This window comes from Paractinoplanes bogorensis (assembly GCF_018829635.1).
GTDB lineage: Bacteria > Actinomycetota > Actinomycetes > Mycobacteriales > Micromonosporaceae > Actinoplanes > Actinoplanes bogorensis.
This window is the reverse complement of sequence record NZ_JAHKKG010000015.1, coordinates 32112-52192: the sequence shown is the minus strand read 5'-3', so window position 1 is coordinate 52192 and position 20081 is coordinate 32112. Positions and strand designations below refer to the sequence as shown.

The 20081-nt window shown below is 70.7% G+C and carries 18 protein-coding genes; 15 read left to right on the top strand and 3 right to left on the bottom strand.

Annotated features, from left to right (window positions below; all coding sequences use genetic code 11):
• The 4 genes from KOI35_RS38870 (at window position 1) to KOI35_RS38855 (ending at window position 4783) form a co-directional block, all read left to right on the top strand.
• Window positions 1-1353, top strand: coding sequence for a dipeptidase (locus tag KOI35_RS38870; RefSeq protein ID WP_215794181.1), 1353 nt, complete (start codon window positions 1-3; stop codon window positions 1351-1353).
• 12 nt (window positions 1354-1365) lie between these two features.
• The gene (locus KOI35_RS38865) at window positions 1366-2817 is read left to right on the top strand and encodes an FAD-dependent monooxygenase (RefSeq protein WP_215794178.1); all 1452 of its coding nucleotides are present in this window, start codon (window positions 1366-1368) and stop codon (window positions 2815-2817) included.
• Window positions 2818-2894: 77 nt separating this feature from the next.
• Window positions 2895-3191: a hypothetical protein gene (locus KOI35_RS38860; protein ID WP_215794676.1), complete on the top strand. Its 297-nt coding sequence runs from the start codon at window positions 2895-2897 to the stop codon at window positions 3189-3191.
• Window positions 3192-3259: 68 nt separating this feature from the next.
• Window positions 3260-4783 carry an ATP-dependent DNA ligase gene (locus KOI35_RS38855; protein ID WP_215794175.1) on the top strand — a complete coding sequence of 508 codons (1524 nt, stop codon included), beginning with the start codon at window positions 3260-3262 and terminating at the stop codon, window positions 4781-4783.
• Window positions 4784-4941: 158 nt separating this feature from the next.
• Here the strand turns inward: KOI35_RS38855 and KOI35_RS38850 are convergent, their stop codons facing one another.
• A complete protein-coding gene (locus KOI35_RS38850; protein WP_308121344.1) occupies window positions 4942-5841 on the bottom strand; it encodes an SURF1 family cytochrome oxidase biogenesis protein in 900 nt (299 codons plus the stop codon).
• 114 nt (window positions 5842-5955) lie between these two features.
• On the opposite strand from KOI35_RS38850, the gene KOI35_RS38845 reads away from it, so the two are divergent.
• On the top strand, window positions 5956-7401 hold the full coding sequence (locus tag KOI35_RS38845) for a cobyrinic acid a,c-diamide synthase CobB (protein ID WP_246614500.1): 1446 nt from the start codon (window positions 5956-5958) through the stop codon (window positions 7399-7401).
• A gap of 158 nt (window positions 7402-7559) precedes the next feature.
• Window positions 7560-8177, top strand: a complete 618-nt coding sequence (locus KOI35_RS38840) for a TIGR03086 family metal-binding protein (protein ID WP_438870650.1) — start codon at window positions 7560-7562, stop codon at window positions 8175-8177.
• A 125-nt stretch (window positions 8178-8302) separates the two neighbouring features.
• On the opposite strand, the gene KOI35_RS38835 is transcribed toward KOI35_RS38840, so the two are convergent.
• Complete coding sequence (locus tag KOI35_RS38835) at window positions 8303-10504, bottom strand: transglycosylase domain-containing protein (RefSeq protein WP_215794170.1); 2202 nt, start codon at window positions 10502-10504, stop codon at window positions 8303-8305.
• A gap of 67 nt (window positions 10505-10571) precedes the next feature.
• Here KOI35_RS38835 and cobC point away from each other — a divergent pair, with 67 nt between their 5' ends.
• From cobC to KOI35_RS38815, 4 genes are read left to right on the top strand one after another with little or no spacing between them, the layout of a single operon-like run.
• Complete coding sequence (gene cobC, locus KOI35_RS38830; RefSeq protein ID WP_246614499.1) at window positions 10572-11624, top strand: Rv2231c family histidinol phosphate aminotransferase CobC; 1053 nt, start codon at window positions 10572-10574, stop codon at window positions 11622-11624.
• Complete coding sequence (gene cobT / locus KOI35_RS38825) at window positions 11621-12676, top strand: nicotinate-nucleotide--dimethylbenzimidazole phosphoribosyltransferase (protein WP_438870649.1); 1056 nt, start codon at window positions 11621-11623, stop codon at window positions 12674-12676. The genes cobC and cobT overlap by 4 nt, the downstream gene beginning before the upstream one ends.
• A complete protein-coding gene (cobA, locus tag KOI35_RS38820) occupies window positions 12673-13863 on the top strand; it encodes a uroporphyrinogen-III C-methyltransferase (protein WP_215794166.1) in 1191 nt (396 codons plus the stop codon). Before cobT ends, cobA begins: the two co-directional genes overlap by 4 nt.
• Before the next feature lie 29 nt (window positions 13864-13892).
• Window positions 13893-14270 (top strand): VOC family protein, encoded by a 378-nt coding sequence (locus KOI35_RS38815; RefSeq protein ID WP_246614498.1) that lies wholly within the window; start codon window positions 13893-13895, stop codon window positions 14268-14270.
• Here KOI35_RS38815 and KOI35_RS38810 read toward each other — a convergent pair.
• Window positions 14258-15694: an alpha,alpha-trehalose-phosphate synthase (UDP-forming) gene (locus tag KOI35_RS38810; RefSeq protein ID WP_215794164.1), complete on the bottom strand. Its 1437-nt coding sequence runs from the start codon at window positions 15692-15694 to the stop codon at window positions 14258-14260. The two genes, KOI35_RS38815 and KOI35_RS38810, sit on opposite strands and share 13 nt — an antisense overlap.
• A 212-nt stretch (window positions 15695-15906) precedes the next feature.
• On the opposite strand from KOI35_RS38810, the gene KOI35_RS38805 reads away from it, so the two are divergent.
• From KOI35_RS38805 to KOI35_RS38785, 5 genes are all read left to right on the top strand, one after another.
• Window positions 15907-16365: a hypothetical protein gene (locus KOI35_RS38805; protein WP_215794162.1), complete on the top strand. Its 459-nt coding sequence runs from the start codon at window positions 15907-15909 to the stop codon at window positions 16363-16365.
• 136 nt (window positions 16366-16501) lie between these two features.
• The gene (ettA, locus tag KOI35_RS38800) at window positions 16502-18178 is read left to right on the top strand and encodes an energy-dependent translational throttle protein EttA (RefSeq protein ID WP_215794160.1); all 1677 of its coding nucleotides are present in this window, start codon (window positions 16502-16504) and stop codon (window positions 18176-18178) included.
• Window positions 18171-18587 (top strand): acyl-CoA thioesterase, encoded by a 417-nt coding sequence (locus KOI35_RS38795; RefSeq protein WP_215794158.1) that lies wholly within the window; start codon window positions 18171-18173, stop codon window positions 18585-18587. Before ettA ends, KOI35_RS38795 begins: the two co-directional genes overlap by 8 nt.
• Window positions 18584-19243 (top strand): DUF8185 domain-containing protein, encoded by a 660-nt coding sequence (locus KOI35_RS38790; RefSeq protein ID WP_215794156.1) that lies wholly within the window; start codon window positions 18584-18586, stop codon window positions 19241-19243. The genes KOI35_RS38795 and KOI35_RS38790 overlap by 4 nt, the downstream gene beginning before the upstream one ends.
• Before the next feature lie 131 nt (window positions 19244-19374).
• Window positions 19375-19959: a type III secretion system chaperone family protein gene (locus KOI35_RS38785; RefSeq protein ID WP_215794153.1), complete on the top strand. Its 585-nt coding sequence runs from the start codon at window positions 19375-19377 to the stop codon at window positions 19957-19959.
• Window positions 19960-20081: the final 122 nt, after the last annotated feature.

Here is a 20081-nt window from a genome sequence, read left to right as displayed (position 1 = left end):
ATGAGCTTGAGCGAGACCGATCTGCGTGCCGCCGTTGCGCGGGAGATGCCCGGAGTCCGTGCCGATCTGGAACGGCTCGTCCGCATTCCGGGCATCGCCTTCGAGGGCTTCGACCACTCCCACGTCGAGCGGTCGGCCGAGGCGGTGGCCGAGCTGCTGCGCGGCTGCGGTCTCGACACCCAGATCGTGCGCCGCGGCGGCCAGCCGGCCGTGATCGGTCACCGGGCCGCCCCCGAGGGCGCGCCCACGGTGCTGCTCTACGCCCACCACGACGTGCAGCCGGTCGGCGACCCGGCGCTCTGGAGCAGCGACCCGTTCGAGCCGGTCGAGCGCGACGGGCGCCTCTACGGCCGTGGCGCCGCCGACGACAAGGCGGGCGTGATGGCCCACGTCGCGGCCCTGCGCGCGTTCGGCGACCAGCTGCCGGTCGGCGTGGTCGTCTTCGTCGAGGGCGAGGAGGAATACGGCTCCGACTCGCTCGACGCCATCCTCGAAGAGTTCCGCGAGGTGCTGCGGTCCGACGTGATCGTGATCGCCGACTCCGGCAACTGGGACATCGGGCAGCCCGCCCTGACCACCTCGCTGCGCGGCCTGGTCAACCTGTTCGCCGAGGTCAAGGTACTCAAGAGTGCGGTGCACAGCGGCATGTTCGGCGGCCCGGTGCCCGACGCGCTGACCACCCTCGCGCGCCTGCTGGCGACCCTGCACGACGAGAGCGGCGAGGTCGCGGTCGACGGGCTGATCGGTCGCGAGGGTGCGAGCGTCGACTACCCGGCCGACCGGTTCCGGCACGAGGCCGGCATGCTCGACGGCGTCGAACTGGTCGGCAAGGGCTCGATCACCGACCGCATCTGGACCAAGCCCTCGATCTCGGTGCTCGGCATCGACGCGCCCCGCACCTTCGAGGCCGCCAACGCCCTCCAGCCCACGGCCAAAGCCAAGATCGGCGTGCGGCTGGCCCCGGGCGACGACCCCAAGTCGGCGTACGCGGCGATCCGCGCCCACCTGGAGAAGCACGTGCCGTGGGGCGCCCACGTCGAGGTGACCCTCGAGAGCGACGGTTCGCCGTGCGTGATCGACGCGACCGGCCCGGCCTACGACGCGGCGCGGGCGGCCTTCCGCTCGGCCTGGGACGGCACCGAGCCGGTCGACATGGGCGTCGGCGGGTCGATCCCGTTCATCGCCACCTTCCAAGATCTCTTCCCGCAGGCGGCGATCCTGGTCACCGGCGTCGAAGACCCCTACTCGGGCGCCCACGGCCCGGACGAGAGCCTGCACCTGGGCGAGTTCGAGCGGGTCTGCGTGGCCGAGGCCTTCCTCCTGCAGAACGTGGCTGCGACCTTGACCAGATAAGGGGGCCGGCCGATGGCCGAGCTGTCGTGTGACGTGCTGGTGGCGGGCGCCGGCCCGACCGGGCTGATGCTCGCCAACTGGCTGGTTCGGCTCGGGGTCGACGTGATCGTCGCGGACGGCAAGGAGGGCCCGACCCGCGAGTCGCGGGCCCTCGTCGTCCAGGCCCGCAGCCTCGAGATCTACGACCAGCTCGGCCTGGCCGACCAGGTGCTCGACGCCGCTCATCGGGCCGACGCGCTCGCTCCGGGCTTTCTCGACCACGCGTTCGGGCGGGTTCCGCTCGGCCCGCTCGGCGGCGACAGCACGCCCTACCCGTTCATCGAGATCCTCGAACAGAGCCGCAACGAAGAGATCCTCTACGACAACCTGCAGAAACTCGGCGCCGCGGTGCGCTGGGAGACCCCGGTCACGGCGGTCAAGCAGGTCGAAGCCGGCATCGAGGCCAAGGTCGGCAACGACACCGTCCGGGCCCGCTTCTGCGTCGGTTGCGACGGGTCGAACTCGGCCGTGCGCAAGGCGCGGCGGATCGCCTTCGAGGGCGTCACCAACCCGCACCGCTTCTACGTGATCGACGCGACCGGCGTGGCCGGCCTGGTGGAAAACGCGATCAACGTACGGCCGGGGGGAGCCGACTTCCTGCTCGCCTTCCCGATGCGTGGCCGCAACGCGTGGCGTCTGATCGGCCTGGTCTCCTCCGCGGAGGGTCTCGTCGGTGAAGAGGACGTCCGGCCCCGGCTCAAGGATTTCGCGGTCACATACGGGGAGTCGCGCTGGTTCGCGACGTACAAGGTGCACCACCGGGTGGCCGCCACGTTCCGTGACGGTCCGTTCTTCCTGGCCGGGGACGCCGCCCACGTGCACTCCCCGGTCGGCGGCCAGGGCATGAACACCGGCCTGCAGGACGCCCACAACCTGGCCTTCAAGCTGGCCGACGTGCTGCAGGGGCGCCGCAAGGACGCGTGGCTCGACCGCTACGACGCCGAACGCCGCCCGGTGGCCCGCACCCTGGTGGCGACGACCGACCGGATCTTCGGGGCGATCACCTCGCAGCGGCCGGTCGCCCGCGCATTGCGCCGGCTGGTCGTGCCGCTGGTGGGGCCGCTGGGCGTGCGGCTCGGGCCGCGCGGATCACGCTTCTTCCAGTACGTGTCGCAGATCCGGATCCACTACTGGATGACGCCGAACGCGCAGCTCGCGGCCGAGGGGAAGCGGGATCCGGTGGTGGGGCGGCGGCTGCCCTGGGCCGGGGGCAACTACGCGGTCCTCCGCGATTTGCACTGGCAGGTCCATGCCTATGGGCCGGTCTCGGACGTGCCGGATCTCGGGTTGCCGGTGCACGTCTTTCCGGCTGCGGCGGCCTTTGAGTCGGGGTTGCTCTATCTGGTGCGGCCGGACGGGTTCGTCGCGGCGGCGGCCCCGGTCGATGAGGCGGCCCGGGTCTTCGCGGCGATCATGCAGGGCTAGTTACGTAGGGTTTCGTTTCGTCGCTACGCAGAGCAAACGGGTGCGGGGCGTGATTTCGTCCTGTTAGGATATCGAACATGCGTTCGAATGATGCGCCCGTCTCGTTGTCCTTGGTGGTGCGGCCCAAGCTGGCCGGGCCGCGTAACGCCATCGATCGCCTGCACTCCCGTGACCGTCTCGAGTCGATCGCCCGCCTGCGGGCCGCCGTCCGCGCGATGGACGAGGTCGACGTCTCCGACTGGGACGACGACGACCTCACCGACCATCTCGAGGAGTTGTCGGCCACGCTGTGCGCGATCGACGCCCAGGTCGCCCGGGTGGCCGACGCCGTGCGGGCCCGGGGCTTCCGCATCTCGGAGCCGCGGGCGGCCTGAGCCGTGGGCCGCTCGGGCCGAGGGCTCGAGCCCGCGAAATTGTCGGTGGGTGCTGCCAGGATGTGGTGGTGCGATTTGTTGATCTGGCGGCGACCTCGGCGGCCGTCGCGGCGACGTCCGGGCGTAAGGCCAAGGTCGAGCTGCTGGCCGACGCCTTGCGCCGGCTCGACCCCGGCGAGATCGCGCCCGGCTCGGCCTATCTGGCCGGTGAGCTGCGGCAGCGGCAGACCGGGGTGGGCTATGCCAGCCTGCGCGAGCGCCCCGAGCCGGCCACCGAGCCCACCCTCACCGTCGGCGCGGTCGACGCCCTGATCGCCGAGATCTCGGTCGTGGCCGGGGCCGGCTCCCAGGCCCGGCGGCGCGATCTGGTCGGTGCCCTGTTCGGCGCGGCCACCGCCGACGAGCAGCGCCTGCTGGTCGGCCTGTTCAGCGGCGAGCTGCGCCAGGGGGCCCAGGCCGGGCTGCTGGCCGACGCGATCGCCAAGGCCGGCGAGGTGCCGCTCACTGCCGTCCGCCGCGCGCTGCTGCTTTCCGGCGATCTCAAGCAGGTCGCCGTGGCCGCGCTCACCGGCGGGGCGGCGGCGCTGGCCGAGATCCACCTGCGGGTCGGCACCCCGCTCACGCCGATGCTGGCCCAGAGCGCCCCCGACGTCGGCGCGGCCCTGCTGGCCACCGGCACCCCAGCGACCGTCGACGTGAAACTCGACGGCATCCGCATTCAGGTCCACCGGTCCGGCGACGAGGTATCCGTCTTCACCCGCAGCCTCGACGACATCACCGCCCGCATGCCCGAGGTGGTCGAGGCGGTCCGCAAGCTGCCGCTGCGCGAGGCGGTGCTCGACGGCGAGGCGATGACACTCGACGCGTCCGGCCGGCCGCGCCCGTTCCAAGAGACGTCGAGCCGAGCCGCCACCCGTTCGGCCGCCGGTCCGGTCGCGCTCGTGCCCTTCTTCTTCGACGTGCTGCATCTCGACGGGGTCGATCTGCTCGACGAGCCGGGCCGGGTCCGCTGGGCGGCGCTGGCCGACGCGCTGCCGTCTTCTCTTGTCGTCGGTCGCACGACGGTGACGAGCGAGGAAGAGGCCGCGGCCGCGTTCGCCGCTGCTCTGAAGCACGGGCAGGAGGGCGTGGTCGTCAAGGCGTCCGAGGCGCCCTACGACGTGGGCCGGCGCGGTTCGGCCTGGGTCAAGGTCAAGCCCCGGCACACGCTCGACCTGGTGGTGCTGGCCGTCGAGTGGGGGCACGGCCGACGCCGGGGCTGGTTGTCCAACCTGCATCTGGGCGCCCGCGACCCCGAGACCGGCGGGTTCGTCATGCTCGGCAAGACCTTCAAGGGCCTCACCGACGAGTTGCTGCGCTGGCAGACCGAGCGTTTCCAAGAACTCAAGACCGACGACGACGGTTGGGTCGTACGGGTGCGGCCCGTGCAGGTGGTCGAGATCGCCTTCGACGGGGTGCAGACGTCGCCGCGCTATCCGGGCGGGGTGGCGCTGCGTTTCGCCCGCGTGCTGCGCTACCGCGACGACAAGCCGGCCACCGAGGCCGACACGATCGACACAGTCCGAGCAATCGGAGGCCACACCGCGAGCTGAGTCGCCGAGTTATCCACAATCCCGACCTGTCCACAGAGCGGCGCTGGTCAGCCGACCAAGATCCGAAATGCTTGTCAAACTTCGGGTGAGGCGGTGGCCCCCCTCTGGGAGGGCGGGCTCTCTTCCGCGCGGATCTGCGGCGATCTTGCGGGTGTGCGTCAGTCGGAGTGGGCGCGGTCGGCGTCGGAGACGCGGTCGCCGGGGGTGGCTGCTGCGGCGGCTCGGCGGCGGTCGGCTTCCTCGACTCGGTCGCCGCCTGATGTGCGTGGGCGGTCGGGGGTCTGGGGGCGCGAGCGGGTCTCGCCGGACTCGCCGCGGGCCTCCTTGCGGGCGTAATAGACGTAGGCGCCCAGGGCCATCGCGGCGAACAGCCACCACTGCACCGCGTAGCCGCCGTTCTGCCACGAGTCTTCGTGGTCGATCGGGATCTGGGTGAAGGCGGCGTCGGCGGCCGGCGTCTGTTCGGTGAGCAGCACGTAGGCGCCGTACACCGGATAGGGCATTTCCGGCGCCAGCTTGGACAGCGAGATCCGCCGCGTGTCCAGCCGCCCGTTGCGATGCTCGATCGGGGCCGGTCGGCTTTCCGACAGGTGAATCTGACCGACCACCGTGACCGGGCCGGTCGGCGCGGGCGGCACCACCGGCGCCGCCGTCGCGCCGCCCTCGGGCGCGGGCACCCAGCCGCGGTCGACCAGCACGGCCGAGCCGTCGTCGAGAACCAGCGGCGTGACGATTTCGAAGCCCACGTCGCCGTCCACCGTGCGGCCCCGGGCCTGGATCTCGTGGGCCGGGTCGTAGCGGCCCGACACGGTGACCTTTGTCCAGGCCAGGGCCTTGCCGGGGGACTCGCCGGCCGCGCCGGGCGTGGTCGGCCGGGACAGCTTGGAGGTGAGCGGGACGGCCGCCACCGAGTCGGCGGCGTCGATGCGATCGTTGATCGCGGTGCGTTCCTCGTAGCGCCGCAACTGCCAGTTGCCGAGCATCACCATCACCACCGCCGCGGCGACGGCGAGCGCGGCCGCGGCGAGCCAGCGGGGGCTCAGCAGGAAGCGGTACACGTCATGAGGCTACCCGCCGACCAGGTTGCCGATGCCCCTGCCGGGTACTGTCCCACTCCGGCGGTCGATGAGATGGTCGGCGTCAGGTGATACGCGCAACCGGGAGAGTCATAGATGAGCGCCCAGCCCCGTCTGGTCGTGAGCGCCCCCGCGTCGGGGCACGGCAAGACCGCCATCGCGGTCGGCCTGCTCGCGGCGTGTGCGGCCCGTGGCGTCCCGTCGGCCGGGTTCAAGGTCGGTCCCGATCACACCGACGCCGCGTACCTCGGTCTGGCCGCCGGTCGTCCCGGGCGCAACCTCGATCCGCGGCTGGTCGGCGCGCAGCGCATCGCTCCGCTTTTCCGGCACGGCTCGTCGGGCGCCCAGATCTCGGTGATCGAGGGCGCGATGGGCCTGTTCGACTCGCTGACCGGTCAGCCCGAGATCGACGGCACGGCCGCCGTCGCCGCCCAGTTGCAGGCCCCGGTCGTGCTGGTCGTCGACGTGGCCGCGATGGGTCACTCGCTGGCCGCGCTGGTGCACGGCTTCCGCATGTTCGACGAGATGGTGCACCTGGGCGGCGTGATCCTCAACCGGGTCGCCTCACCGCGGCACGAGCAGATGCTGCGGACCGCCCTCGACGACATCGGCATGCCGGTGCTCGGCGCCCTCCGCCGCGGCGATCTGCCCAATGTGCTGCCCGCGCGCGCTCACGGACCGGTTCCGGTCGCCCACCGTACGGTCGAGGCGAGCCGGGCCGTGCGCCGGCTGGGCGAGGCGGTGGCGGGCGGGCTCGACCTCGACCGCATCATGGGCCTGGCCAACTCGGCCCCGGCGCTGTCCGGCCCGATCTGGACCCCGGGCGAGGCGGCGGGCGGCGAGGTCTTCGACCCACGTCCGGTGATCGCGCTGGCCGGCGGGCCGGGGGCCCCTTACACGTACGTCGAGACGGCCGAGCTGCTCACCGCGGCCGGCGCTGACGTGGCCGTGGTCGACCCGCTGCGCGACGAGGGCCTGCCCGCCGGCACCCGGGCCCTGGTCGTCGGCGGGGGGCTGCCCGAGGGCTACGCCGAAGAGCTGTCGGCCAACCGGCGGCTGTGCAACGCGGTGGCCCAGTTCGCCGTCGACGGCTGGCCGGTGATCGCCGAAGGGGTGGCGCTGCCGTGGCTGGGCCGCGACTTCGACGGCCGGCCGATGTGCGCTGTGCTCGACGCCTCGGCGGTGACCGGCGAGCAGACCGTGGCCGGCTATCGGGAGGCGACCGCGCCGACCACCTCGCCGCTGGCTCCGGCCGGCGCCCGCATCACCGGTTACAAACAGCATCGGGCGATCGTCACGCCGCGTGCCGGGGCGGTGCCGGCCTGGACCTGGTCGGGCGGCAACCCGGAGGGCTTCGTCTGGCGTCAGGTGCACGCCTCCCAGCTGGGCCTGCACTGGGCCGCCGCCCCCGAGATCGCCAAGCGCCTGGTGTCGGCCGCGATCGCCGGCCCGGCCCAGCTGCTGCCGCCGGTGCACGTGCGATCCATGCAGCCGATCCCCGATCAGAACCAGAACGACACGGTGGACATCACGTCAGCCTGACGACGGAGAGCCGGACGGCGCGCGGGCGGCCGGAATGTCAAGATCGATATGCGGAAATACACCCTGCCGGGAAGCATCCGTGAAAACGCCCGTTCGGCGAGCGGAAACTGTCGCACCCCAGCCGTAACGTGGGGTTAACAGGTACGACGCGAAGGAGGATGGCCGTGGCCGATCGTGTTCCTCTGGATTTCGACCCCCCGGTCCGGATGTTGCGGGCACTGTTGCTCGGCGTCGACGACGGTGAGCTGCCCAATCCCACGCCGTGTCCCGAGTGGACCGTCGCCACCCTTCTCGATCATCTGATGGGCCTGTCGGTGGCCTTCACCCAGGCCGCCCACAAGCGCCTCGACGGCCCCGAGACGACCTCGGCGCCCGCCCCCTCGGCGCAGCATCTGACCCGCCACTGGCGCAGCCGCCTGCCGGTCCTGCTCGAAGACCTGGCCACCGCCTGGAAGGATCCGGCCGCCTGGACGGGCACGTCACAGGCCGGGGGAGTCACCATGCCGGCCGCCGCGCTCGGCCATGTGGCGATGAACGAAGTGATCATGCACAGCTGGGATCTGGCCATGGCTACCGGTCAGGAGTATTACACCGACCCGCGCACCCTCGAGGTGCTGATCGAGTTCCTGGCCGAGGGCCCCGAGGAGGGCACGCCCGGCCTGTTCGGCCCGCGCGTGCCCACCGACGACGAGTCCACCCTGCTCGACCAGGCGCTGGCCCTGACCGGCCGCGACGCCGGCTGGCGCCCGCCCCGCCGTCGGAGGGCCGCCGCATAGCAGATCATCGCCCGGCCCGGGGGTTGTCCACAGCTGAGCGCTGTCCACAGGCTGCGCCCCAAGATCGGCGAGTTTCGACATAATTGCCGGTGGTGGGGGTCCCCCAGGGAGGGCGGGCTTCTGGGCTAATTGTCGGAGTTGTCGCTGTCCTGGTCGCGGTCCCGGTTCTGGCCACGATCGCGGTCGTGCGAGCGGTAGACCAGGTCGTCCGAGGGCGGCGTGAACTTCGCCTTGGGCTGCCCCTTGAGCGCGTCCTTGAACGTCTCGGCGAGCGTGTACTTCGATGTGGTCGAGCGGTTCGACCCCACGTTCATCTCCGGGTTGTCCGGGTCGGCGACGAAGGCGGCCGCCGCCAGCTGCGGGGTGAAGCCGCAGAACCAGGCCGTCTTGTTGCTGTCCGTCGTGCCGCTCTTCCCGGCGATCGGCCGGCGCAGCGTCCCGTAGACCATCTCGGAGGTGCCCCAGCCACCGCAGCTGCCCCGCGACGCCCCGTAACCGGTGACGCATCGGGCCGCATCGGTCGCCGCCCGGGCCACATCGACACTCACCGCGCGGTGGCAGCGGGGGGTGGCCACGACCTTCCCCTTGTACGTGACGTCGGCGCCATCCCGGTTCTTGATCACGCGTACGGGAAGAGGTTGGCAGTAATTGCCCTCGGCGGCCAGCGTGGCGAAGACGTTGGCCATCTCGATCGGTGTCACGTCGCTCACGCCCAGGGTGAAGGCGCCCCATCCCGAGGCATGCTCGGGCGACGCCAGCTTGCGGTCGATGTCGGTGCGCCAGCGCAACCCGAGCCGCTCGGCCATCTTGACCGCCTTGTCCGCGCCCACCTTCTGCTCGAGCTGCACGAAGTAGGTGTTCACCGACTTGCCGAAGCCGCTCCACATGGTCTGATCGCCGGTCATCGACGGGGTGGAGTTCTTGGGGCACCAGTGCACGCCGCAGGTCGCCGGTCCGGGCGCGGTGATGTACTTCGAGTAGAACCGCGGCGGGCTGTAGAACGAGGTGCTCAGCGGCATGCCCTCGTCCAGCGCGGCCAGCATGGTGAAGATCTTGAAGGTCGACCCGGCCTGATATCCGGCCATCGTGCCGCCGCCGAGCAGCGGGTTGACCGTGTTGGGATAGTTGCCCTTCAACTTCTTGTACCGGCTGTGCTTGGCGTTGTTCTTCTGGTCGAGCGAGTACCGCCGGTTCACCGCCATGCTGAGCACCCGGCCGGTGTTCGGCTCGATGATCACCTGGCCGTGCGCGATCCGGCTGCGCCGCTTCTCCTTGTCCAGGATGTGCTCCATGGCCGACGCCTGGATCCGCGGGTCGATCGAGGTCACCACCCGGTAGCCGCCGCGCCGCAGGTTCTCCTCGCGTTCCATCGGGTTGGCGCCGAACGCGGGCTGCTCCTTCCACCACGACTTGAAGTAGTCGCAGAAGAAGCCCCAGTCGTTGTGCTTGTCCGCGATGCTGATGCAGTCGTTGGCGGGGGAGCTGAGCTTCAGCTTGATCGGCTGGTCCTTGGCCTCGGTGGCCTGCAGCGGCGTGATCGACTTCATTTTCTGCATCTGGTCGATCACGTAGTTGCGCCGGCTGGTCGCCGCCTGCCGGTCCTGGGTCGCCGGGTCGTAGGCCGAGGGCGCCTTGACCAGCCCGGCCAGCAGCGCCGCCTCGTTCAGGGTGAGGTCGCGGGGCAGCTTGGAGAAGAAGACCTGCGAGGCGGCGAAGATCCCGTACGCCCGGTGGCCGTAGTACGCCGCGTTCAGGTACCGCTCGAGGATCTCCTGCTTGCTCATCCGCTTCTCGAGCTCGATGGCCAGCCGCATCTCGCGCAGTTTGCGCTGGGTGGTCTGCTCGGTCGCCTCCAGTGCCTGCTTGGGCGTCTTGGCGCCGTCGCGCAGGGCCATCCGTACGTACTGCATGGTCAGCGTCGACGCGCCCTGTGACACCCCGCCGGCCTGCTGGTTGGCCACGAACGCGCGGGCCACACCCTTGGCGTCGACGCCGTTGTGCTCGTAGAAGCGGTTGTCCTCGGAGGCCACGATCGCCTGGGTGATGTACGGCGACATGTCGGCGATCTTGATCGGCTTCCGGTGCTCCTCGTAGAACATCGTGAGCAGCGTCTTGCCGTCCTTGGCGTACACGTAGCTGGTCTGTGCGGTCGGCACCTCGATCAGCTCCTCGGGCATGCCCTGGAGAGCCTCGGTGCCCGCCTTGACGCCGAGTCCGGCGAGGGCGGCGAGGGGGTAGGCGAGACCGGCGATCACGAGACCCGCGATCAGGCCGGCACGGACGAGGGGTGCGACTTTTCCGGCTGCCACCCCATGAAGGTATGACAAAAACGTTCATATCCGAAGGAATCGGCCGAAGTGAGACGCACTATCGGGTTCGGGCATGCTCATACGCATGAAGTTCGACCTCGGCCACCATGGCGACACGGAAGTGGCCGCCGGTCTCATCGACCTCGCGGTCAACGTGCGTCGCGAGCCCATGCCGGCCTGGCTCGCCGAACCCCTGCGGGCCTCGTTGAGCGACCTGGCGGCGTACCCGGAAAGCTCCGAAGCGACCTCGGCCGTGGCCCGCCGACACCGGCGTGACCCGTCCGAGGTCCTGCTCACGGCCGGGGCGGCTCAGGCGTTCGTGCTGCTTGCGCAGGCCCTGCGGGGTGCCCACCGTCCGGTCGTGGTGCACCCGCAGTTCACCGAGCCCGAGGCCGCCCTGAACAACGCGGGTCACGTGGTCGAACGCGTGCTGCTGCGCGAGGAGGACGGCTTCCGGCTCGACGCGACGCTCGTACCGGAGGAATCAGACCTGGTCTTCGTCGGTAATCCCACCAATCCGACGTCGGTGCTGCACCCGGCCGACGAGATCGCGAAGCTGGCCCGGCCCGGCCGCGTGCTGGTGGTCGACGAGGCGTTCTCCGACACGACCCACCGGTCCGGCATGCCGGGCGAGCCGGAGTCGCTGGCCGGCCGTCGTGACCTGCCGGGCCTGGTGGTGCTGCGCAGCCTGACCAAGACCTGGGGGCTGGCCGGGCTGCGGATCGGCTATCTGCTCGGGCCGGCCGATCTGCTGCCCCGGCTGGCCGCCGCGCAGCCGCTGTGGGCGGTGTCGACCCCGGCGCTGGCCGCGGCGATCGCCTGCGCGTCGCCGGTCGCGGTGGCGGCGGAACGGGAGATCGCGGTGCGTCTGGCCGCCGAGCGCGAGCATCTGGTGCGGCGGCTCCGGCACGTGCCGAAGCTCACGGTCGCGGGCCATCCGGCCAGTGCGTTCGTTACCGTACGCCTCGACGGGGCCGACAAACTACGCGTTGAGCTGCGCGAACGGGGCTACGCGGTACGCCGCGGCGACACGTTCCCGGGGCTGGGCGCCGACTGGTTGCGGATCGCGGTGCGCGACACTGCCACTACCGACGCCTTCGTCGATGTATTGACCACCGTGCTGGAGGAGCGCCCGTGACTGCCCTGGAGGAGACCCTCGCCGCGATCCGGCCCGCCGACGAGACGGCGATGGCCGCGGCGCGTGACCACCAGGCCCGGTTGACCAAGCCGGCCGGTTCGCTGGGCATGCTCGAGGATCTTTCCGTACGCCTGTCCGGGCTGGCCGGGGTCTGCCCGCCGCCCCGCCCCACGCCGGCCACGGTGGCCGTGTTCGCGGGCGACCACGGCGTGCACGCCCAGGGTGTCAGCCCGTGGCCGCAGGAGGTCACCGCCCAGATGGTGGCCAACTTCGTGGCCGGCGGCGCGGTCGTCAACGCCTTCGCCCGCCAGGCCGGCGCCGACGTCATGGTCGTCGACGTCGGCGTGGCCATCCCGCTGCACGGCGGCGCCACCCTGCTCGACGCGAACGTCCGGCGGGGCACCCGCGACCTGTCGGTCGAGCCGGCCCTGACCCCCGACGAGGCCCGGGCCGCGGTCGAGGTCGGCCTCGGCGTCGCTTCGGCGCTCATCGACTCGGGCGCGAAATGCCTGCTCACCGGCGACATGGGCATCGCCAACACGACGCCCGCGGCGGCCCTGATCGCGGTCTTCACCGGCCGTGACCCGGTCGACGCGACCGGCCGCGGCACCGGCATCGACGACGCCACCCTCGACCACAAGATCGAGATCGTGCGGCGGGCGCTCGCCCTGCACCGGCCCGACCCGGCCGATCCGCTGGGCGTGCTGGCCGCGGTCGGCGGGCTCGAGCACGCCGCCCTGACCGGCTTCATCCTGGGCGCGGCGGCGCAGCGGATTCCGGTGATCGTCGACGGCGTGATCGCCGCCTCGGCCGCGCTGGCCGCGGCCGCGTTCGCGCCCGACTCGGTGGCCGCGATGATCGCCGGGCACCGCTCGGCCGAGCCCGGAGCCACCGTCGCGCTGGCCCACCTGGGTCTCGAGCCCCTGCTCGACCTGGGCATGCGGCTGGGCGAGGGGAGCGGCGCCGCGCTCGCGCTGCCGGTGGTCGAGGCCGCCGTCCGGGTGCTGCACGAGGTCGCCACGTTCGACTCGGCCGGGGTCTCGGAGAAATGAGCGGCGTCTACCCCCTCGGGCTCAAGCTGACCGGCCGCCGCGTGCTGATGGTGGGCGGCGGCGCGGTGGCTACCCGCCGGGTGCCGGCCCTGCTCGCCGCGGGTGCGGTCGTCGAGATCGTGTCGCCCGAGCTCACCCCGGCCCTGCGTGGCCAGGTGGATGCCGGCCGGGCGACCTGGAGCGCCCGCCGTTTCGAGCCGGCCGACGTCGACGGCGCCTGGCTGGTCCACGTAGCGATCGACGACCCGGAGGCGGCCGCTGCGGTGAGTGCGGCGGCCGAGCAGAGGCACGTCTTCTGCGTACGGGCCGACGACCGTGACGCGGCGACCGCGTGGACCCCGGCCGTGACCCGGCAGGGGCAGGTCACCGTAGCGGTGACCGACGGCGGCGACCGGCGGCGCGCGATGGCCGTCCGTGACCTCGTCGCCCATGCGCTCGAGAGCAGCCCGCCGGCTGTCGGCGAGCACAAGGGCGTGGCCCTGGTCGGGGCCGGTCCGGGTGACCCCGAGCTGATCACGGTGAAGGGCCGGCGCCTGCTCGCCGCGGCCGACGTGGTGGTGGCCGACCGGCTGGTGCCCGGCCTGCTGCTGGGCGACCTGCGGCCCGAGGTGGAGTTCGTCGACGCGGCCAAGATCCCGTACGGGCCGGCCGCCGCGCAGGAGGAGATCAACCGGATCCTGGTCGAACGGGCCCTGGAGGGGAAGTTCGTCGTCCGGCTCAAGGGCGGCGACCCGTTCGTCTTCGGCCGAGGCGGCGAAGAGGCGATCGCCTGCGCCGAGGCGGGCGTGCCCGTGCTCGTCGTCCCCGGCGTGACCAGCTCGATCGCCGCGCCCGCGCTGGCCGGCATCCCGGTCACCCACCGCGGCGTCGCCCACGAGTTCACCGTGGTCAGCGGGCACATCCCGCCCGGCCACGCGGATTCGCTGGTCGACTGGCCCGCGCTGGCCCGGCTCCGGGGCACCCTGGTCGTGCTGATGGGCCTGAAGAACCTGAGCCGGATCGCCGACCGGCTGATCGCCGAGGGCCGCTCGCCCGAGACGCCGGCCGCCGTCGTCCAGGAGGGCTCGACCAGCCACCAGAGATCGCTGCGGAGCACGCTCGGCGAGGTCGCGGCGGCGGTCACCGAGGCCGGGATCCGGCCGCCGGCCGTGGTCGTCATCGGGGAAGTCGTACACGCAGCGGTATAGACCCGTCACGATCTGGGTAGGTCGGATCCATGGACGGACGGCCACAGATGACGATGACGGGAATGGTGCTGGACGCGCCCGACGCTCGTGAGCTGGCCGCTTTCTACAAGCGGCTGCTGGGCTGGAGCGCGACCCAGGACGAGGACGGCTGGGTGGTGCTCGGCGCGCCGGGTGGCGGCGCCGGGCTGTCCTTCCAGACCGAGAAGCTCTATGCCCGGCCGGTCTGGCCCGCCCGGCCCGGTGACCCGCAGATGAGCGCCCACCTGGACATCCGGGTCGACGACCTGGAAGCGGCCAGCGCGCACGCCACCCAGGCGGGGGCCACCCTGGCCGACTTCCAGCCGCAGGAGCACGTCCGGGTCTTCCTCGACCCGGACGGACACCCGTTCTGCCTCTACGTGGACTGACCGTCCAGGGAATGCGGCTCGGGGTCGCGGCCCTCGGCCGCCTCCTTGAGCGCGTCGAGGAACGTGTGCGCCCACTGGGCCACGTCGTGCGTCCGCAGATGCCGCTGCATGACCCGCATCCGCCGCTTGAGCTCGGATTGCTCGGCGCCGACGGCCCGCAGCAGCGCGTCCTTGACGCCGTCGGGGTCGTGCGGGTTGCACAGGAAGGCCTGGCGCATCTCGGTCGCGGCCCCGGCGAACTCGCTGAGCACGAGCGCGCCGCCGGTGTCGGCCCGGCAGGACACGTATTCCTTGGCGACCAGGTTCATGCCGTCGCGCAGCGGGGTCACCATCATCACGTCGGCCGCCACGTACATCGCGGCCAGTTCCTGCTTGCTGTACGACTGGTGCAGATAGTGCACGGCCGGCACGCCGACCCGGCCGAACTCGCCGTTGATCCGCCCGACCTCGCGTTCGACCTTGACCCGCAGCGTCTGGTAGTGCTCGACGCGCTCGCGGCTCGGGGTCGCCACCTGCACCATCACCGCGTCGCCGACCTTGAGCTTGCCGTCGGCCAGCAGCTCGCGGAACGCCTTGAGCCGCAGCTCGATGCCCTTGGTGTAGTCGAGCCGGTCGACACCCAGGATGATCGTCTTGGGGTCGCCCAGCTCGGCCCGGATCTCCTTGGCCCGCGCCTGCACCTTGGGGTCGGCCGCGAGGCGCTCCATCTCCTTGGTGTCGATGCTGATCGGGAAGGCGCCCGCCTTGACCTTGCGGCCGTCGACCTGGATCGACTGGCCCTCGTAGCGCAGGCCGAGCAGGTGGCGGGCCAGGCGGACGAAGTTCTGCGCGGCCAGCCGCTGCTGGAAGCCGACCAGGTCGGAGCCGAGCAGTCCGCGCAGCACCTCGGCCCGGAACGGCATCTGCATGAACAGCTCGATCGGCGGGAACGGGATGTGCAGGAAGAACCCGATCTTGAGGTCGGGGCGCAGCTCGCGCAGCATGGCCGGCACCAGCTGGAGCTGGTAGTCCTGCACCCAGACGGTGGCGCCGTCGTCGGCCACCTCGGCCGCGGCCTCGGCGAAGCGCTGGTTGACCAGCCGGTAGGTCTCACGCCAGCGACGCTTGTACACCGGCGTCTCGACGGCGTCGTGATAGAGCGGCCAGATCGTCGCGTTGGACTGACCCTCGTAGTAGCGCTCCAGCTCTTCGGCGCTCAACGGCACCGGGTGGATGCGGATGCCCTCGAGCTCGAACGGATCGGGCGCGTCGCCGGTGCCGCCGGCCCAGCCGATCCAGGTGCCACCGTGCTCGGTGAGCACCGGGTGCAGGGCTGTGACCAGGCCACCCGGACTTGTACGCCACTGGCGCTCCCCGCCCGGGGTGGTTACTTCATCGACGGGCAGACGGTTGGCGACTACGACGAAGGAACTTCGTTCGGCCACGCTGAGTGCACCTCCGGGTCGTTTCTGTTCCCCCTGTGAGCCTACTGTGCGTAGCAGCACGGGGCGTGCCCAGTGTCTGCCGTCGCCGATGGACCTCGGTGGCGGCCGGGTGCCATTCTGAGCGCGTGACACCGTCTGCTGATCTTTCCCCGCCCCGGCGGCCGATCTTCTTCCCTGTGGTGATTGCCACGGTTTTCCTCACGATCATCGCCATGACGGGCGGGTACGTGCTCGGGGAGCAGCAGCGCAACGACGATCGATCGAGCGGCGGCGGAGTGGCCGGACCGAGCGATCCCACCGACTCACCCTCGCCCGCCTTCACCCCGCCCGGCCCGTTCTGTCTCGACGAGGCCCGCCAGACGGCCGAGTCGGAGGGCTTCACCTCCGAGCTGTGGCAGGTGCTCAAGGTGCGCATCGACCGCACCAACACCATGGTCTGGGTCTGCATGGACCGCAACGGCGGATACTTCTATCAGAGCTGGTCGAACGTCGACCGGCCGCTGGTGCAGAACAAGACCGGTCTGTTCCTGCCCGGCGTGGTCGAGGCCGACGGCACCTATCGGGCCACGGCGCCCGACGGAAACGTGTTCACCGTGTCCAAGACCAAGTTGACGGTGACCTTCGCCAGCGGCAAGGCGCCGCAGACCGACAAGGCCCGTCCGGTCGACTGAGCGGGGAATCCGCGGGGCGTTGCCGGGGTTGTTGAAAGCGGCCGGTGAGCGACCTGGAAAGATTGGTCCTGCATTCTGCGACTCAACCGGTATCTCATCCGGCTGGAAATCCACGATCACGGAGGTAGGGCGCACCGTGGCCCAGTTCATTTACGTCCTGGAAAAGGCGCGCAAGGCGCACGGCGACAAGGTCGTGCTCGACAACGTGACGCTGAACTTCCTGCCGGGCGCCAAGATCGGTGTGGTCGGCCCCAACGGCGCCGGTAAGTCCACGCTGCTCAAGGTCATGGCCGGCGTCGAGACGCTCAGCAACGGCGAGGCCAAGCTCATGCCCGGCTACACCGTCGGCATGCTCGCACAGGAGCCTCCTCTGAACGAGGAGAAGACGGTCCTCGGCAACATCGAGGAGGCCGTCGCCGAGACCAAGGCCAAGCTCGACCGGTTCAACAAGATCGCCGAAGAGATGGCGACCGACTACACCGACGAGCTCATGGAAGAGATGGGCAAGCTCCAGGAGGAGCTCGACAACGTCAACGCCTGGGATCTCGACTCCCAGCTCGAGCTGGCGATGGACGCGCTGCGCTGCCCGCCGCCGGACGCCGACGTCACCCAGCTCTCCGGTGGTGAGCGCCGCCGCGTCGCCCTGTGCAAGCTGCTGCTCGAGGCGCCCGACCTGCTGCTGCTCGACGAGCCCACCAACCACCTCGACGCCGAGAGCGTGAGCTGGCTGGAGCAGCACCTGGCCAAATACGCCGGCACCGTCATCGCCATCACCCACGACCGGTACTTCCTGGACAACGTGGCCAACTGGATCCTCGAGCTGGACCGCGGCCGGACGTACCCGTACGAGGGGAACTACTCGACCTACCTGGACAAGAAGGCCCAGCGCCTCGCGGTCGAGGGCCGGAAGGACGCCAAGCTCAAGCGGCGCCTCACCGAGGAGCTCGAGTGGGTGCGGTCGAACGCCAAGGCCCGCCAGACCAAGAGCAAGGCCCGCCTCGACCGGTACGACGAGATGGCCAGCGAGGCCGAGAAGACCCGCAAGCTCGACTTCGAAGAGATCCAGATCCCGCCGGGCCCGCGTCTGGGCAACACGGTGATCGAGGTCAACGACCTGGTCAAGGGCTTCGACGGCCGTACGCTGATCGACCACCTGTCGTTCTCGCTGCCGCGCAACGGCATCGTCGGCATCATCGGCCCCAACGGCGTCGGTAAGACCACGCTGTTCAAGACCATCGTCGGGCTCGAGCAGCCGGACGAGGGCAAGGTCCGGGTCGGTGAGACCGTCAAGCTGTCGTACGTGGACCAGAGCCGTGAGGGCCTGATGGGCCCCCAGACGGTGTGGGAGGTCGTCTCCGACGGTCTCGACCACCTGATGGTCGGCAAGGTCGAGATGCCGTCCCGGGCCTACGTGGCGGCGTTCGGCTTCAAGGGTCCCGACCAGCAGAAGCCGGTCAAGGTGCTCTCCGGTGGCGAGCGCAACCGGCTCAACCTCGCGCTGACGCTGAAGATCGGCGGCAACGTGATCCTGCTCGACGAGCCGACCAACGACCTCGACGTCGAGACCCTGGGCAGCCTGGAGAACGCGCTACTCGAGTTCCCGGGCTGTGCCGTGGTCATCAGCCACGACCGGATGTTCCTCGACCGCGTTGCCACCCACATGCTGGCGTGGGAGGGCACCGAGGAAGACCCGGACAAGTGGTTCTGGTTCGAGGGCAACTTCGACGCGTACGAGAAGAACAAGATCGACCGGCTCGGCGCCGAGGCCGCCCGTCCGCACCGGGTCACCTACCGCAAGCTGACGCGTGACTAAGAGATTCGTGCATCACGTGCCCGTACGTTGGTCCGACATGGACGCGTACGGGCACGTCAACAACGCGCGCTTCCTCACTCTCTACGAGGAGGCGCGCGTCGCCATGTTCTTCGTCGGCGCGCGCGAGCACGGTCTCGGGTCCTTCGAGGAGGGCATCGTCATCGCCCGGCACGAGGTCGACTATCTGCGGCCGGTTGACTACGGCGATCCTGTACGTATCGAAATGTGGATCTCCGAGCAGCGCGCGGCCGCATTCACCGTCTCCTACGAGCTGTTCGACGACGGTGTGCTGGCCAGCCGAGCCAAGTCGGTCTGCGTGCCGTACAACCTGGCCAACGGCCACCCGCGGCGGCTCACCGAGACCGAGCGTGAGTTCCTGAAGCCCTATCTCGTACGGACCCAGTCATGAGTTCGCACGGCCTGCTCGGGGTTCCCGACGCAGGCGCCTTCCTGGCCCGGCTGACCAGGTTGGACCCCACCGCTCCGGTTCGCCTGCGCACCCTCGGCGGCCGGGTGGCGTTGTGGGGCCGGCTGCCGTGGGAGGTGCTCGTCACCCGCGAGGTCGCCGGGCACGGCCCCGACGATGCCACGGTCTCGGCCAGTGAGCTGCTCTCCGTGCTGGCCCGCGGTGGCGACGAGCTCCCGGCCCGGCGCGACGCGCAGTGGCGCTGGCCGTTGCCGCCACCCGGCGGCGAGACAGTCGAGTCGGTCTCCGGCGCCGAGCTGAGCCAGCTGGCCGACGCCGCGGCGGGCACGCTCCGTGAGGTTTCCGCCGGTGGCCTGTCCGGGCGTTCGGTGGGCCAGCGGGCCGTCCGCGACGCGCTGCTCGACCACGTGGCCCTGGTGGTGACGCCGCCCGGCGGCCGGCCGGTCGAGGTTTCGCAGCGACTCGTTCAGGCGATCTCCCGGATGGGTTTCCTCGGTCCGGGGGAGACTGAAGGTCCGGAGACGCGAGTTCGGGTGGCCGGCACCTGGGTGGGACTTTCGGCACCATATGGAGTGGCGTGGTTACAAGCGGTCAAGAAATTGACCGTTATGCCTATAGGTGGTCACCCGAAAGGGTGATGGCCGATCGTACGACCGGTCCCGCCCTCCGGTTGGGGGGATGACCTCCGCGACCGGTACGGGTACCGTCGGCTCTCGGATCCGCTCGCAACGTCCGGCGGCGGGTCTGCTGGGGAGTGAGGTGCACAAAGATGCCGTGGTGGTCATGGCGTCCGGGTTCGGCCGCGGGCAACGCGCCGGAGACCGACGAGGATTCGACGGTACGGAGCAGCACGGTGCGTGTCGGTGTCCCGGCGCAACGTGAACCGGCCCGCCTGCCGGTGCCGGTCGAGACCGCGACGTCCGAAGAGCCCGAGGTTGTCGCTCCGGTGACGCTCACGCGGATCGGTAAGGCGCTCGATCTGCTCGACATCCGTTTCCTGGCCGACGGCGGCGGAAGCCTGCTGGCGATGTGGGAGCGGCACGCCGTCCTGTTCACACTCGAGGGCCCCGACGACGAGATCCTCGTCATGCGCGCCCGCCCGCACGCCACGGTCCCACCCGACTGGGCCGACCGGGCCTACCGCGTGGTCAACGAGTGGAACCACACCCGCCGCTTCTGCAAGGCCTACGTAGGTGACCCCACCGAGCGAAACCAGCTCCCCATCTACGCCGAACTGCAGGTCCCCTTGGCCGCAGGCACCCACGACGCCCTGCTGGTAGAGCTGCTCGACTGCGGCGCAGCGGTAGCCACCAGCTTCGTCGACTGGCTCCACGACGAGGGCGCGCTGCTTTAACGGCCATCCCCGCAAATGCCGCCGGTGACTTGGCAAGTGATTTGCCGACGCCCGCGGGGTTTGCGGGTGGCGGGAAATCACCTGCCAAGTCACCGGTTACAAGGCATTTGCCGGCGGAGCGA

What these genes read in the sequence shown, in the direction of transcription:
- KOI35_RS38870 (WP_215794181.1), top strand. Translation starts at nt 1, where the DNA reads ATGAGCTTGAGCGAGACCGATCTGCGTGCCGCCGTTGCGCGGGAGATG.
- KOI35_RS38845 (WP_246614500.1), top strand. Translation starts at nt 5,956, where the DNA reads ATGAGCGCCCAGCCCCGTCTGGTCGTGAGCGCCCCCGCGTCGGGGCAC.
- KOI35_RS38790 (WP_215794156.1), top strand. Translation starts at nt 18,584, where the DNA reads ATGAGTTCGCACGGCCTGCTCGGGGTTCCCGACGCAGGCGCCTTCCTG.
- KOI35_RS38815 (WP_246614498.1), top strand. Translation starts at nt 13,893, where the DNA reads ATGGACGGACGGCCACAGATGACGATGACGGGAATGGTGCTGGACGCG.
- cobA (WP_215794166.1), top strand. Translation starts at nt 12,673, where the DNA reads ATGAGCGGCGTCTACCCCCTCGGGCTCAAGCTGACCGGCCGCCGCGTG.
- KOI35_RS38805 (WP_215794162.1), top strand. Translation starts at nt 15,907, where the DNA reads ATGACGGGCGGGTACGTGCTCGGGGAGCAGCAGCGCAACGACGATCGA.
- KOI35_RS38865 (WP_215794178.1), top strand. Translation starts at nt 1,366, where the DNA reads ATGGCCGAGCTGTCGTGTGACGTGCTGGTGGCGGGCGCCGGCCCGACC.
- KOI35_RS38785 (WP_215794153.1), top strand. Translation starts at nt 19,375, where the DNA reads ATGCCGTGGTGGTCATGGCGTCCGGGTTCGGCCGCGGGCAACGCGCCG.
- KOI35_RS38860 (WP_215794676.1), top strand. Translation starts at nt 2,895, where the DNA reads ATGCGTTCGAATGATGCGCCCGTCTCGTTGTCCTTGGTGGTGCGGCCC.
- cobC (WP_246614499.1), top strand. Translation starts at nt 10,572, where the DNA reads ATGAAGTTCGACCTCGGCCACCATGGCGACACGGAAGTGGCCGCCGGT.
- KOI35_RS38840 (WP_438870650.1), top strand. Translation starts at nt 7,560, where the DNA reads ATGGCCGTGGCCGATCGTGTTCCTCTGGATTTCGACCCCCCGGTCCGG.